The 14,004-nt window shown below is 40.4% G+C and carries 14 protein-coding genes; 10 read left to right on the forward strand and 4 right to left on the reverse strand.

Going from position 1 to position 14,004, the window contains the following annotated elements:
* Positions 1–81: 81 nt before the first annotated feature.
* From pncC to ACYVIL_RS15670, 4 genes are all read left to right on the forward strand, one after another.
* Positions 82–567: a nicotinamide-nucleotide amidase gene (pncC, locus tag ACYVIL_RS15655; protein WP_303472401.1), complete on the forward strand. Its 486-nt coding sequence runs from the start codon at positions 82–84 to the stop codon at positions 565–567.
* 212 nt (positions 568–779) lie between these two features.
* Positions 780–1,814 (forward strand): recombinase RecA, encoded by a 1,035-nt coding sequence (gene recA, locus ACYVIL_RS15660; RefSeq protein ID WP_303472400.1) that lies wholly within the window; start codon positions 780–782, stop codon positions 1,812–1,814.
* A 366-nt stretch (positions 1,815–2,180) separates the two neighbouring features.
* Positions 2,181–2,627 (forward strand): PA2169 family four-helix-bundle protein, encoded by a 447-nt coding sequence (locus tag ACYVIL_RS15665; RefSeq protein ID WP_303472398.1) that lies wholly within the window; start codon positions 2,181–2,183, stop codon positions 2,625–2,627.
* A gap of 85 nt (positions 2,628–2,712) precedes the next feature.
* On the forward strand, positions 2,713–2,871 hold the full coding sequence (locus ACYVIL_RS15670) for a YqaE/Pmp3 family membrane protein (protein ID WP_216046824.1): 159 nt from the start codon (positions 2,713–2,715) through the stop codon (positions 2,869–2,871).
* Positions 2,872–2,948: 77 nt separating this feature from the next.
* On the opposite strand, the gene ACYVIL_RS15675 is transcribed toward ACYVIL_RS15670, so the two are convergent.
* Positions 2,949–3,929 (reverse strand): endonuclease/exonuclease/phosphatase family protein, encoded by a 981-nt coding sequence (locus ACYVIL_RS15675; RefSeq protein ID WP_460313342.1) that lies wholly within the window; start codon positions 3,927–3,929, stop codon positions 2,949–2,951.
* A gap of 213 nt (positions 3,930–4,142) precedes the next feature.
* Between ACYVIL_RS15675 and ACYVIL_RS15680 the strand changes: the two genes are divergently transcribed.
* Genes ACYVIL_RS15680 through ACYVIL_RS15690 form a run of 3 tightly spaced genes read left to right on the forward strand, consistent with a single transcriptional unit; the run spans position 4,143 to position 5,153 of the window.
* Entirely contained in the window at positions 4,143–4,460 is a 318-nt protein-coding gene (locus ACYVIL_RS15680; protein WP_303472392.1) for a DUF883 domain-containing protein, read from the forward strand.
* Positions 4,461–4,467: 7 nt separating this feature from the next.
* On the forward strand, positions 4,468–4,902 hold the full coding sequence (locus tag ACYVIL_RS15685; protein ID WP_303472390.1) for a hypothetical protein: 435 nt from the start codon (positions 4,468–4,470) through the stop codon (positions 4,900–4,902).
* An 11-nt stretch (positions 4,903–4,913) separates the two neighbouring features.
* Positions 4,914–5,153 carry a hypothetical protein gene (locus ACYVIL_RS15690; protein ID WP_460313344.1) on the forward strand — a complete coding sequence of 80 codons (240 nt, stop codon included), beginning with the start codon at positions 4,914–4,916 and terminating at the stop codon, positions 5,151–5,153.
* Here ACYVIL_RS15690 and ACYVIL_RS15695 read toward each other — a convergent pair.
* Entirely contained in the window at positions 5,146–6,147 is a 1,002-nt protein-coding gene (locus ACYVIL_RS15695; RefSeq protein ID WP_303472385.1) for a LysR family transcriptional regulator, read from the reverse strand. The genes ACYVIL_RS15690 and ACYVIL_RS15695 overlap by 8 nt on opposite strands.
* A 526-nt stretch (positions 6,148–6,673) precedes the next feature.
* On the opposite strand from ACYVIL_RS15695, the gene ACYVIL_RS15700 reads away from it, so the two are divergent.
* From ACYVIL_RS15700 to ACYVIL_RS15710, 3 genes are all read left to right on the forward strand, one after another.
* Positions 6,674–9,292 (forward strand): TonB-dependent receptor plug domain-containing protein, encoded by a 2,619-nt coding sequence (locus tag ACYVIL_RS15700; protein ID WP_303472383.1) that lies wholly within the window; start codon positions 6,674–6,676, stop codon positions 9,290–9,292.
* A gap of 127 nt (positions 9,293–9,419) precedes the next feature.
* The gene (locus tag ACYVIL_RS15705; RefSeq protein WP_303472830.1) at positions 9,420–10,244 is read left to right on the forward strand and encodes a sulfite exporter TauE/SafE family protein; all 825 of its coding nucleotides are present in this window, start codon (positions 9,420–9,422) and stop codon (positions 10,242–10,244) included.
* Between the two features lie 30 nt (positions 10,245–10,274).
* Positions 10,275–11,444: a pyridoxal phosphate-dependent aminotransferase gene (locus tag ACYVIL_RS15710; protein WP_303472381.1), complete on the forward strand. Its 1,170-nt coding sequence runs from the start codon at positions 10,275–10,277 to the stop codon at positions 11,442–11,444.
* 240 nt (positions 11,445–11,684) lie between these two features.
* On the opposite strand, the gene ACYVIL_RS15715 is transcribed toward ACYVIL_RS15710, so the two are convergent.
* Positions 11,685–12,869: a pyridoxal phosphate-dependent aminotransferase gene (locus ACYVIL_RS15715; RefSeq protein WP_303472378.1), complete on the reverse strand. Its 1,185-nt coding sequence runs from the start codon at positions 12,867–12,869 to the stop codon at positions 11,685–11,687.
* A 435-nt stretch (positions 12,870–13,304) separates the two neighbouring features.
* On the reverse strand, positions 13,305–14,004 hold a 700-nt coding region (locus ACYVIL_RS15720; protein ID WP_460313348.1), incomplete at its 5' end, for a transposase.

The raw sequence follows: 14,004 nt of genomic DNA on the forward strand, positions 1-14,004 counted from the left end.
ATTATAAGAAGTATGGGTTTTTTTTCTAGCAGTTGTTAGTACAATCTGCCACTTAAAATTAATATTGGAGCATATTTGTATATGTTAACCGAATCAATCGATTTAATGGCGCAGCAACTTGGTCAGCAGTTACAACAAAAAGGTTGGACGATAAGTTGTGCAGAATCTTGCACCGGCGGAGGCGTTGCCTTTGCAATCACCAGCGTTGCGGGAAGTTCTGAATGGTTTAAGCAATCCTTCGTTACTTATTCTAATGAAGCAAAACATGATTTGTTAGGGGTTAGACAGGAAGTTTTGATTTCCTTTGGCGCTGTGTCTGCTCAGACTGTTGAACAGATGGCTTCAGGATGCGCACAAAAATCCCACGCCGAAGTGGGCGTTTCCATAAGTGGTATTGCCGGACCTGATGGTGGGACAGAAGACAAACCTGTAGGTTTAGTGTGGTTTGGCTTTTATATCAATGGTGATATTTTTACTGAAAAACAGATATTTTCTGGGGATCGTCATGAAGTGAGGCTGCAAGCTATCGAGTTTGCGTTAAAACAGGTTAGTCAACGAATTTGTTAAGGCTTTACATATTGTTAAGGCGTTAATACGTCTTACCTTTAATAGACATTTTTAACTCATCAGGTCAGAAAATTACAAAACAAGTAAAACTGTACTTGCAACTGTATAATCATACAGTATACTTCTCAGCATAAACTTTAGGTTATGAAACAAATAAACAAGTTCGTTGAACCCTTGTTTAATTTATCACGCTATTTTCGAAGGATATTCCGATGGACGATAATAAATCTCGCGCATTATCAGCTGCTCTAGGGCAGATTGAAAAACAATTTGGTAAAGGTGCGATTATGCGCCTTGGAGACAACCAAGCTTTAGATATTGAAGCGGTTTCAACCGGCTCTTTGACAATTGATATTGCGCTGGGAATAGGTGGCTTGCCATGTGGTAGAGTCGTCGAAATTTATGGTCCAGAATCATCTGGTAAAACAACCCTGACCTTACAAGCTATCGCTGAAGCACAAAAAATGGGTAAAACTTGTGCCTTCGTAGATGCGGAGCATGCCTTGGATCCAGTCTATGCGGCCAAATTAGGGGTGAATATTGATGATCTGTTGGTCTCTCAGCCTGATACCGGTGAACAAGCATTAGAAATCTGCGATATGTTAGTGCGTTCTGGTGCGGTTGACGTTGTAGTCGTCGATTCCGTAGCGGCGTTAACGCCGAAAGCTGAGATTGAAGGTGATATGGGAGATTCCCACGTTGGTTTGCAGGCACGTTTGATGTCACAAGCGCTACGTAAACTAACCGGTAATATCAAACGGTCAAACACCTTAGTTATCTTCATTAACCAAATTCGTATGAAAATTGGGGTGATGTTTGGTTCTCCAGAAACCACAACTGGTGGTAATGCCCTTAAGTTTTATGCTTCGGTAAGATTAGATATACGCCGTATTGGTGCGATTAAAGACGGCGATGAAGTGGTTGGTAATGAAACCCGAGTTAAAGTGGTTAAAAATAAAGTTGCTCCGCCATTTAAACAAGCTGAATTCCAAATTTTATATGGCCAAGGTATCTGTAAAGAAGCTGAGTTGATTGACTTAGGTGTAAAGCAGAAGTTTGTTGAAAAGGCGGGGGCTTGGTATAGCTACAATGGAGAGCGTATCGGTCAAGGTAAAGCCAACGTGGTTAAATACCTACGAGAACACACTGATATGGCTGATGATATTGAGAAACGCCTCAGAGCTGAGTTATTACTGTCTAAAACAGTCAAACCAGAAGATCCTATAGCTTCTGAGGATGTGTTGTAACCCTAACCTTACACACATTCCCTAAGCGTGAGTTCCCCGCTAATTTTATTGGCGGGGCTTTTTAAATACTGAAATAGATACTTTTCTTTGTAAACTTTCCATCTTATGCGTAAATTTTTTACAATTTGGATTGCCTGTCTTTCCCTTCTACTTTTTTCTTTATCTCTGAATGCCGATTAACGGGTTCATTTAAAATTCTCTTATCTAATTGAAATATAAGAATAAAATGTGCTTTTCATGTTCATTCTAATATTTCTTTGCGCTGTTACTTCACGATGGTGCGGTTTCTGCAACCCTTTAGACTGAATAACAACACAATCAAAGTGAAATTTTGATTATTTTTTCGATCATTAAAAGGAGATATTTATGAGTAATGAAGTGAAACAAGTAAACAAAGTAACTGATGTGATTGAAGTATTAAGCGCTGGCGCAGACTTTTATGAAGAAAGTATCGACAAAGCATCTCATCAATCGGTGAAACAAGTTTTTGCAAGAATGATGTTTGAGAAAAAGGCGGCAATCGAAGCTCTACAGCCTTTCGCCATTGCTGAAAAAGGTGAGAAAGAAAAAGGTGAATCCATTGCGGTTAATATACGAAACATGTACACCAAATTAGTCGGTGCTTTGTCTTTCGACAAAGAACATACGTACATTAGTCAACTTGAAGAAGTTGAAGATAAAACCTTAGAAATTATTGATGAGGCTCTTAAAGAAACTCAGCCTGATACATGCACCTTAGCACTTCGAGAAATCCGTGGCACTATGCAAGCTTGTCACGATGAAATGAAAGCTCTGCAGGAAATCACTGCTTAGCCGATAACTTAATAGTTATAAGCCGCTCACAGGGCGGCTTATAATGTGATTTTAAACTAATCAATGTTCATCAGTGAGGTACATTATGGATATCATTCGACTTATTTTAGCTATTCTATTGCCACCCGTAGGAGTCTTTCTTCAAGTAGGATTCAGTGGCGCTTTTTTCTTAAATATTCTGCTGACTATTCTTGGTTACTTACCCGGAATAATCCACGCAGTTTGGATTATTGCCAAAAGATAAAGTTAATAATATTAAGAGTAAAGTCCGCAGCAATATAATTTAAATTTGCAAGCGGACTACTTTCATTGCAGATACCCTTACTCTGATTGTGCTTGTTCTTTCACGACGAGCTCAGTGAATAGTGGGAAATGATCAGAATCGATGGAAGGCAGCCTTTTTATGTCTATCAGCATGAAGTGATGTGAATGAAAAAGGTGATCAAGAGGCCATCGAATTACTGGATAGTCTGCATGAAAGGTATTGAAAAAGCCCCTGCCAATTCTAGGATCTTGTAATCCACTCTTATGACGAAAATTTCGTGTAGTAGGAGACCAGGCAACGTCATTTAAATCTCCAGTCACTATGGTCGGTTGTAGAGAGTTTTTCACTTCATCGGCAATCAAAAGTAACTCTTTGTCCCTGGGCTTTGCTGTTTCGTTTTCTGTTGGTGACGGGGGAGCAGGATGCATAAAATGAAATTTTACTTTCACGTTTTGTGCAAAATGGATATAACAATGAACCGATGGCACATCCTTCTCAATTAATTCCATAACCTGTAAATCGGATATTTCAAACTTACTGTAAACGTGCATTCCATATAAATTTTCCAAAGGCTTATTAACTCGATATGGATATTTTTTGTGGATGGGACTCATTGCTTCCTGCCACCACTTATTTGTTTCCAATGTGACTAAGATATCCGGTTCATATTGGGTCACTAAGTCTATTAGTTTTTGAGCTGATTTGTTCGGCATGAGTACGTTTGCAGTGATGACTTTAATACTTGTGCTGGATTGCGTTTTTGTTCCTTGTTCAACTTCTTTAGGATAAAGAAATGTGTAAGGCAATATCCAAACTACTTGATAAAGTAAACTTGCGATGTTTACTGCAAGCAGACTTATCATTAAGGTATTTTCGCTGAAGATTGCCGTTAGTAAAATATTAATTACGATTAACACAACTATCTGTACCCGAGGGAACTCCCAACTCCGGCATATCCAATGATTGCTAGGTAATAAAGGGAGTAGAGTAATGGCTAAAAGAAAACCGCTGGTACAAAGTAGAGTTGTTTCAATCATATTTTTTACGAATTGATGTAATTGTTGCAAAGAGTATCAGAAGTATTTACAAGAATAACCTTTTAATTATTGGGCGGTTCGTACTAAAAAGCGTTAATTATTTGTTTTCATTGAATTAAGTTGTGCCTTTTAAAGTGGCATATTGGTTGCTCCTTATAAATTACTGTCTTTCAATAATTGATTGATAGCATTTAACTAAAAAAGGAGCATTACATGTCAAACCAAGCACATTCAGCTAGCAATATTCCTAAACAGGGCCGTGATGAGTCAGACACTCCAATTGCTGACAAGGTAACAGATGCCCTTCATCACTCAGTTGATTCATTATCGAAGCAAGCAGCTAAGACTGAAGAAAAAGTAAGGCACTCTGCAAGCGCTTCAGCAGAAGCAATGTCGGAAAAACAGCAAGAAGCTTTAGATTTCTGGAATTCTTCAGCGGTAGGGAAATTTACCAAAGAGAACCCGGTTGCAACAGCAGGTATCGCATTTGCTGCCGGTATGGCACTGACTGCACTTCTGAAAAGAAAGTAGACTTCTGATGATTGATGGCGAGACTCACCAGCGCGAAAAATCTGCAGCGACTGACAATGACGTTGCAGATTTTGCTGAACTGCAGGCAAGTTGGGCTAGGGTGTGGGAGTCACAAAAAGCACAAGTAGGCAAGGCGAAGACGCTAGCAGTTCAGGAATTAAAACTTTCTGTGAAAGGATTGGTGTTGAGCTTTGTTTGCATTTTACTGTTAGTCGGGATTAGTTTAATTACCTGGACCGGCTTACTTTTCACCTTAGGTTATAGCGCTTATAGTTACGGTGTTCACTGGATGGTTGTTGCTGTTTTTTTAATCACCCTAAATCTACTTTTGTTTTGGGTTATCCATCGAGTTTTCAAAAATGCCGTTTGTTCTATTGGACTTTCTACAACACTCAATACTTTATTTGGTAAACCTACAGAAAATTCATCAACTCAAACTTAACGAGGTTTAATATGTTTGATTTATTGGCCGCACAAAAAGCCCGAGTCGATAACGAAGCGTCTATATATAAAGTGTCCAAAGATATTAAGCAGCAAAGGTTAGAGCATGCCCAAAACCAATCTAAACAATGGCTGGGATCTCCTAAAGGGCTGTTAACGTCTTTTGTAGTTGGCTCTTGTTACGAACTTCAATCGGGATCAGATTCAAATTCTAGCAAAACCATCATCAGTATTTTATTGCGACTTATATAGCTTTAGCGATTAAGTTTGATGGGGTTTGTGGGAGTTTTTCTGTCGATAACGCTAATCGACCGCGCCAATGTGATAAAGCTTGTTCACTTGCTGTCACAGCTTTGATCACGTTTAGCATTTGAATCGAAGCATCAGAAATACGCTTTCCCTTATTGGTGGTTGCTAATACCATTCGAGTCATCTCTGGTTGCTCTATCTTTAAAGTTTTAATGACCTTGCTCTCTTCTAAATGGTACATTGCTGAGGAAGGTAATATCATCAATCCCTCGCCTTGGATCACTTGTCTTAATCCTGTCATTAATTGTCCTGAATACGCTTTATCGTGTTTTAAGGCAACCCCCGTGCGCTGTTCATAATTATTGATTAGCTTTCCTAGAGCGTCTTTTAGGCCTGGCGTTAAAAGCTCAAATTGACTTAACTCCCAAAAATTCACTGAATCTCTATGTAACAACTGCTTGAAGTTTTTCGCACTATCATTCCCCCCAACAACCAAGTACATAAACTCTTCGATAAGGGGGTAGGAGCTCATAAAATTCTGATCTATTTCTTGTTCATAAGTTAACGCGATATCGAGTTGATTGGTTTTAAGCCATTCTTTTACCGCGTAGGACGGGCCTGTACTAATTTCTAATTTGATGTGAGGGTGAAAATGATTGATCTCTGCAATCAGAGGCATTGACAAGACATTTCCAATTGACGGTAGCATGCCAACCCTAACTACTCCCGAGGAGCTTTTGACGAGTTGCTGCAGTTCGCTCTTAGCGTCATTGATGTTTTTGGTTATTGATTCAGCATAATTAACAAATATTTGCCCTGCATGGGTAAGCCTCACACCTTTGTAGCTGCGCTCAAGAAGGACTGCGCCCATTTCTCTTTCTAAATTAGCTAATTGCTGACTAATGGCGGGTTGAGCAATGTCGAGGTCTCTTGCTGCGGCTGCAATGCTACCTTGCTGTACAGTCATCAAAAAGTACTCAAGTTGTTTAGTATTCATTTAACAGCTACCTCTAACAATGACGCTTATTTAATGATAATTGGTGTCCTCCATTGCACTAAATTAGTTACATATCGGTTTCAGACTTATTTTTTGCACTATTCCTTGTAATTACTTGTTAATTAAGCATTTTTTATACCATGGCTATGATATATCTAGTTTGATAATGTAAAAAATATGTTTAGTTCAATTTTTGATAATATTTTTTTGAGCAAAACGAAATCTATATGCTCTTGTTATTCATAAGAAAAATTTAAGGCTCAATGTTTTTCTTATAACCCTCAATAATCTTTTTTCTTCCGCCTCGTCACAGCATTTTTTAGTCTCTTGAAAGATAGTTGATAGGCCTGATGCATTATCAAAAAATCTATTTGCTTGAAGTTGGTGCTTAATTGAACCCAAAAAGGGCACTCCCTAAGTCGAAATTAACTCAGGAATTTGAAACTAAAAACACACAAGAATAAAAAATAAAAAGAAAAAATAACAAAACACTATTTAGAACACATATTTGATAGGGGAACACACAATGAAATTAAACAAAATCAATGCCGCCATTTTAGCGGGTTTATCTGGTTGTGCTATTTCTCTGATGAGTGCTCCTTTAGCACTCGCGCAAGAGGCTGCGGCAGAAGAAGACAACTTAGAAAAGATAGCGATAGTGGGGGTGCGAGGTGCTCCAAGAACAGTGACCAGTTCACCTGTCCCTGTAGATGTGCTCAGTGCCGATGACTTAAATGCGGTCGCGTTTTCAGATATGAATGATGTCCTAAAAACCTTAGTACCATCTTATTCAGTTTCTCGACAGCCTATTTCAGATGGCGGTACCTTTATCCGTCCTGCTCAGCTGCGGGGGTTACCTACCGACAAAACCTTAGTACTCGTAAACTCTAAGCGCCGTCACCGTGCTTCTTTAGTTTCCATTGGTGGTTCAGGTACACAAGGGCCTGATCTAGCGACCATTCCTACCGCAGCGATAGCGAGTGTGGAGGTACTACGTGATGGTGCTGCTGCCCAATATGGTTCTGATGCCATCGCAGGGGTAATCAATTTCCAGCTTAAAAATAATACTGAAGGCGGCATGTTTTCAGCAGAAATTGGACAATATTTTGAAGGCGATGGTGATCAGTTGGTCATCGCAGGTAATAAAGGGTTTGCTTTAGGTGATGATGGTTTTTTAAGCATCTCCGCTGAGTATTCAGACTCGGAAGCCACTTTCAGAGGAACCCAGTATTGTGAAGCTTGGTTCTGCGTTGACGAACAATCTGCAGAATATATTGCAGCTGCAGAGTTACAAGGTCAAACAATACACGGTTCGTCTCAAGTTCAGCCGTGGGGTCAGCCCAATTCAAGCGGTACTCGGATTTTTGTGAATGCAGGGTATTCACTTACTGATGATGTTGAACTTTATGGCTTTGGAAATTATTCAGAAAGTGAAGGTGATGGGTCATTCTTTTATCGTTATCCGGGTAATGGCACCATTGAAGATCTTCGTTTGGAAGATGGTTCTATATGGAGCCCAATCGAAATATTTCCTGGAGGGTTTACACCACGTTTCTTCGGAGACGTAACTGACTACTCACTGCTTGGTGGTATAAAAGGGGTGAACGATGCATTTAGTTACGATATAAGTGCCCGATATGGTTACAATGAAATTTCGTATACGTTAAGCAATACTGTTAACCCATCAATGGGTAACTTGTCACCTACGTCATTTAAACCGGGTGATTTAAGTAATGAAGAGACACAAATTCAAGCTGACTTTGCTTATGACTTAGCTGATTACGTTCTTGCTTTTGGTTTGAGTTATATGGATGAGTCTTATGAAATCTCCGGCGGAGAAGAAGACTCGTACTTTGCAGGCCCTTACGCTTCTGCAGATCCTTGGGATTTCTGTACAGATGATTATCTACCAACTGAAGCTGGTGAAGCTGTTATTGACAGCGGTTCGACACTAGATTGCGCTAACTATACAACCAATGATGTAGATGGTGACGGTTTTGAAGATGACGGTATTGAAGGATTAGATCCGGTTTACCGAGTTGTTGGTGTAGGTTCAAATGGTTTCCCTGGTTATTCTCCTGAGTTCTCAGGTAAATACTCTCGAGATTCCTATGCTGCCTATGTGGATATTTCAGGTGATCTTACTGACAAACTATTTGCACAAGCTGCACTGCGTTATGAAGATTATTCTGATTTTGATTCCGAGCTAGTTTATAAAGTCGCTGCTATTTACCAATTTACCGATGAGTTTGCAGTTCGTAGTTCATACGGAACTGGTTTCAGAGCACCAACTCCAGGTCAGCAAGGTACAACCAATGTGTCTACACGCTTACCCAATGGGTTTCCGGTTGCGACAGGTTTGTTTCCAGCAGGAGGTTCGGTTGCCCAAGCACTTGGTGCTGAAGAGCTTCGCCCTGAGTTATCGACTAACTTTACATTGGGTTTGACCGCAGCAATTGGTGATTTCAGCTTAACCGTTGACTACTACCATATATTATTGGAAGACAGAGTGTATGCTGTTTCTACCATGGATGTGTCTACCGATCCGTCAAGTGGTGATGATTACACTAACTATTTGAATCTGGCCGAAGCCGGTGTAGTGGGCGCTGAATCCATTGGTGGTGTTTTCTTCTTCCAAAACGCCTTCGATACAATAACTGAAGGCCTTGACGTAGTTGGTACCTACGCTTTGAAATCTGATTTTGGCGAAACAATGTTTACCGCTTCGATCAATTATAACTCTCAGGAGTTTGATTCAGATCCTAGTGATTACTTAAACGCAGAAGATCAATTCGATTTTGAGAATGGGGTACCCGAAATGCGCGGTGTGTTCTCGATTAATCACAGTTACGAGGATTGGAGTTTAACTACACGTTTCAGTTATTACGGTGAATATGAAAACGCCAACGATAGCTCAGTTGATACTGAAATCCAAACTTTTGGTTCAGAGCTAATGGTTGATCTGGAAGGTACCTATCATATCAATGATATGTATACGGTTTCCATGGGAGTTCGTAATATTTTCGACAACTATCCTGATGTAGCAACAATGGGAGATTCATGTTGTGGACGCGTTTATCGCTCAGATTCGGTGGTTGATTGGCAAGGTGGTTACTACTACGCCAAATTTATTGCTAATTTCTAAATCGTTAAACGATTAGAAGATACTGAAATGGCAGAAGGGGCGAAAGCCCCCTGCTTGTTTTACGAGTTTATTTTTTATTAAGTTGAGTACATATTTTGAAAACCATTTTTAGTGGAGCGATGTTGTGATGGAGATAGAGTTACTCTGGTTCGTTCTAACGTTATGTTGTGCCGGCGCTGTTGCTGGTATTACCGCGGGATTATTTGGAAACGGTGGTGGTTTTGTCGTGGTGCCCGCCCTATTGGCGGTCTTTCCGTTTTTTACACCCAATTCTGAAGAGTTGGTGAAAGTGGCGATAGGTACGTCTTTGGCTTCCATAGTGGTATCGAGTGCCCGGTCAGTGATGGCCCATCGTCGTCGAGGTGCGGTTGATTTTGATGTCCTCAAGTCATGGTCTATTTGGATTGTTTTAGGGGTTCTGGGAGGGCTTGCCATTGCTAACCATACAAGTAGCGTTGGTTTAACTATTGTTTTTGCCGCAGGGGTTTTGCTGTATTCAATCTATTTTCTTTTCCCAGATTTTGTTGTTCGTCCAGGGGTGTCCTTTTCAATGCCTTCAGGCATGGGCAAAGCCACACTGGCATTTGTATTGGGCGGGTTTTCGGCATTATTGGGTATAGGTGGCGGAACGCCAACTGTTATCACTATGGTTATGTGTAAACGCACCATACAACAGGCAGTGGCAACTGCAGCGGGTGTGGGATGTCTAATTGGCTTGCCTGGTGCTATCGGATTTTTGTTTATGGAAAACACTAGTCCTGAGAGCATGCCATTTGGCACTGTTGGATACATCAATCTGCCGGCCTTAATTGCCATCAGCGTTGGTTCCATTTTAACTGCACCATTTGGGGCTTCATTGGCCCATAGTTTTAGCGAGAAAAAACTCAAACGTTTGTTCGGTATTTATTTAGTAATTGTATCAACAGCCATGTTTATCAAAGTTTTGTCGTAGACACATTTTAAGAAGAAAAGGAAAATAATAATGACTTATAATCCATCTAGACGCTTATTTTTAGGCGGCAGTATAGCTGCTTCCGCTGCCGGAGCTTCAGGCTTAATTGTGCCTGCAGGCATGGCATCAGCTGCTACAACAGCACCCAAAGTTAATTACGGACCTGCCGCCGGTATTGCCAAACTTAACGCCAATGAAAACCCTTATGGCCCTAGCCCAGAAGCTTTAAAAGCTATTTCGCAAGCGAGTAGTCAGGGAGGCGCGTATTATGCCTACAATGCAGCAATGTATTTACGGGATATGATTGCAGAAAACTATAGTTTGAAACCTAGCAATATCTCAATTACTGCAGGCTCTTCGCTGATTCTGGCTTTCGCCGCTTTGGCAGCAACAACGAAAGGCGTTATCTTAGGGCCAGATTTATTTTGGGATACCACCTCTAAAGCGCCTATAAGTCAGGGAGGACCCGAAATTCGCCGGGTGCCAAATACTGCCGATTTAGAAATTGATCTTGATGCTCTTTATGATGCTATAGATGATGATGTTGCCATGGTGCACGTTTGTAATCCGAATAACCCCACCGGAAGAATTCTTGATCCGATGAAACTGAAAGAGTTTTGTATTAAGGCGTCTAAGAAAACTTTAGTCTTGGTGGATGAAGCATACAATGAACTCATTGAAGATGGTCCTAAACATTCGATGATCCCCCTTATTAATCAGGGCCACAATATCATTGTTGCTCGTACTTTTTCTAAAATCTATGGACTTGCGGGAATGCGAGTGGGTTATATGCTGGGTTCGGAAGAAAATATCGAATTTATTAACAAATATGGTTTGGGAAGTTATTCAATCAACCAGGCTGGTTTAGCTGCAGCCATTGCTAGTTATCATGATGAGGGCTTCAAAACCTTTTCTAGAGAAAAAGTTATGGAAGCTAAAGGCATAATATTGTCAGCGGTAAAAGCCAATGGGTTGACTGCGTTACCTTCAAGCACTAACTTTGTGTTTGTTAATCTTGGTGATGGAGACGCCAATTCATTTAGGCAGGCGATGGAAAAACAAAACGTATTAATTCGCGGCCAATATCGTACTTATCAACCTTGGTCGCGGGTGAGTACAGGAATAATAAAAGATGTGCAAATGTACGCTGATGCTATGCCTAAAGCGTTAGATGAAATGTATAAAATGATGAAATCGTAAGTTCGCAACCACTACTTTAGGTTAGCTTCAAAATCGTAGATTTAACATTAACCCCATTATTTGTTTCTTGCAGATAATGGGTTTTTTATGGTTTTTGAAAGGGCAAAGTTGTTAAATATCTGTTTAGTTAACCAATGCTCCAGCCAGAGATATTTAACCTGACTGGAACAGAGGCTTGAGGTTGTTGCGGTATCCTTTGCGTTTAAAGTTGAAGTTATTAAATGCTTTGGACAACCTTAATTATGCTAAAACTGCCTTTAAAGCTTTAACACAAGCATCAGTCTCTTCTGGCGTTCCTATACTAATACGAGACCAAGAGTCATAACCAGGCCATGTTCTGCCGACCACTTTTATTCCTTCAGCTTTCATTTTTTCCGAAAATTGGTCATGGGGCATACCTGTATCCATATAGATAAAATTCCCTTGCGGGTTTTTTGCATATGGCTGTCCTAATTCCCGAGCAGCAGCGGTTAACTTGGCGCGTTCGGTTTGAACACGTTTTCGCATAGTATTTAAATTCTCATGATCATCCATGCTCGCCATACCCGCCACTAGCCCGAGGTAGTTCACACCTCCCATTCTCAACATTCGGCCTATTACTTTGGCTTGTTCAACGGGCATTATAGCGTAACCTAAACGCTGTCCAGCCATTGCATGTATTTTTGAGAAGGTACGACAAATTACGACGTTGTAGCCATCGGCAGCTAACTTTGACTGGACGTTTGCAGGGTAAGCATCTGACATTTCAATGTAGGCTTCATCAATGAAAACTTGCGCTTTTTGCGATACACGTTTTGCAAATTCGGTTAGTTTTCCAGCATCAACTACACAACCAGTTGGGTTGTTTGGGTTACAAATATAAACCGCTGTGGTGTCATCAGTAACTGCTGCTTCGATTGCATCTAGATCGAAGTTCATTTGTGAGTCTAAGGGTACATAAGTAACGTCTGCGCCCATAAATTCTGCACCACGAGGAACCCCTTCATAGGTGGCCATGGAAGTGACTAATTTATTGCCATTTTTGGTGATCCAGTCCGCGTATCCAAATAAGATTGGAGAAGAGCCATTGGTGACTACGATCTGTTCTTCAGAAACACCTTCTTGGGCTGCAATTTTCTTCTTCAGGACATCCACAGTTGCATCAGCATACCTGCCAAGGTTGAATAGTTCACCTTGCATGGCGTCTACTGCTTTAGCTGATGGCCCAAATGCATTTTCATTTGAGGACAGTCTTATAAGTCCGTCATTTACATTCGGTGTTGCGGACGGAAAGTGATCAGTTTTCATGCCTGCGGCATTGAGTTCTTTTACACTAGAATCTACACATGCAGAGAGTGCTAAAGCTCCCGTACCTAGTCCAACGGATTTTAGCCATTTGCGGCGTGAAGAATCAATTTTATTAATGTTTGTTATACCTTGTTTCATTTGCCACTCTGTCTAATAGTTATTGGGATTTTAGATTAAATCCTATAGCCTAGCTATGCAATGGTAAATAAAGGGTAAGTCGGTGAAATTGATAAAGTTTTTGACTAACAACATCACATGTTACGACGCTGTAAATTAAGTTAAAAGTTTGGTGGTTATTTTACATGGCAATAACTGAAATAGAAGTAACTTGGACAGGCATGTTTTTTAATATATGAGCAATAACTTGGACAGGCATATGAGAAAGATTAGTTATTAAAATAGAATTAGATTAACTATTGAGAATGCAATATGGATAATACGACTATTTGAATATTTAGCAGCGCTATATATTTGTTGATTTGAAATTAATTCGGGAGAATCTTTTTAGCAATATTTTAAAGGAAACAATACTTTCTTAGTCTTAAATTTTAGTAATGAAAGGAAGTGCCACAATCAAGCAACTAAGCGCTTATGTCGACGTCGTCGTTTATAACTTTTAAGAGTGTCGTTTTGGCCCGCTGCGACACTAAAAGTTTCTTCGAAGCTTGAAAAAAGGGTATTCCAAGTTTGTTCATCAAAACCCAGTCGCTGAAGGATAGGTGACTGATTCATATTTATTGCACCACTTTTAGTGGGATGTAGACTACGCCCAGAAAGGTCGACTAACTTTAGATAATCTATAAGATTAAACGGTATCACGGTTGTCTGACGGGGTAATACGTTGCTTACAAATGGCATCAATGTTGAAGGTTGTTTTCCGTGTTTCAAGTCGATAATACGTCGTCTGACGCTGGTATGTTTAGAGGTTTCAGGTGTGCTGGCTAATTTTGCCCGAATTGGGTTTAAATCCACATAAACCATGCATGCGGCTATTGCATGCTCATCTAATAGCGCTTGAGATTTAAAGCGTCCTTCCCAGAAATGGCCGGTACATTGGTCTTCATGATTGGCTTTTCGCGCAATGGGTTCGTTAAGTTCGCGCATGAACCAACTGATATCCATTAGCCGTTGTCGGTAGATGGATAAAGTGGCTTGCAAACTGTCTAATTCTGGCGCAGAAAACGATGTGGTTTCACTACTCAAGAATTGCTGGGTTAACAGCGTTCCTTTGTGTAATTTATGCCATCTTGCGCACACTTGTTTGTCCGTCCAG

This window comes from Aliiglaciecola aliphaticivorans, assembly GCF_054782055.1.

What these genes read in the sequence shown, in the direction of transcription:
- pncC (WP_303472401.1), top strand. Translation starts at nt 82, where the DNA reads ATGTTAACCGAATCAATCGATTTAATGGCGCAGCAACTTGGTCAGCAG.
- recA (WP_303472400.1), top strand. Translation starts at nt 780, where the DNA reads ATGGACGATAATAAATCTCGCGCATTATCAGCTGCTCTAGGGCAGATT.
- ACYVIL_RS15665 (WP_303472398.1), top strand. Translation starts at nt 2,181, where the DNA reads ATGAGTAATGAAGTGAAACAAGTAAACAAAGTAACTGATGTGATTGAA.
- ACYVIL_RS15670 (WP_216046824.1), top strand. Translation starts at nt 2,713, where the DNA reads ATGGATATCATTCGACTTATTTTAGCTATTCTATTGCCACCCGTAGGA.
- ACYVIL_RS15675 (WP_460313342.1), bottom strand. Translation starts at nt 3,929, where the DNA reads ATGATTGAAACAACTCTACTTTGTACCAGCGGTTTTCTTTTAGCCATT.
- ACYVIL_RS15680 (WP_303472392.1), top strand. Translation starts at nt 4,143, where the DNA reads ATGTCAAACCAAGCACATTCAGCTAGCAATATTCCTAAACAGGGCCGT.
- ACYVIL_RS15685 (WP_303472390.1), top strand. Translation starts at nt 4,468, where the DNA reads ATGATTGATGGCGAGACTCACCAGCGCGAAAAATCTGCAGCGACTGAC.
- ACYVIL_RS15690 (WP_460313344.1), top strand. Translation starts at nt 4,914, where the DNA reads ATGTTTGATTTATTGGCCGCACAAAAAGCCCGAGTCGATAACGAAGCG.
- ACYVIL_RS15695 (WP_303472385.1), bottom strand. Translation starts at nt 6,147, where the DNA reads ATGAATACTAAACAACTTGAGTACTTTTTGATGACTGTACAGCAAGGT.
- ACYVIL_RS15700 (WP_303472383.1), top strand. Translation starts at nt 6,674, where the DNA reads ATGAAATTAAACAAAATCAATGCCGCCATTTTAGCGGGTTTATCTGGT.
- ACYVIL_RS15705 (WP_303472830.1), top strand. Translation starts at nt 9,420, where the DNA reads ATGGAGATAGAGTTACTCTGGTTCGTTCTAACGTTATGTTGTGCCGGC.
- ACYVIL_RS15710 (WP_303472381.1), top strand. Translation starts at nt 10,275, where the DNA reads ATGACTTATAATCCATCTAGACGCTTATTTTTAGGCGGCAGTATAGCT.
- ACYVIL_RS15715 (WP_303472378.1), bottom strand. Translation starts at nt 12,869, where the DNA reads ATGAAACAAGGTATAACAAACATTAATAAAATTGATTCTTCACGCCGC.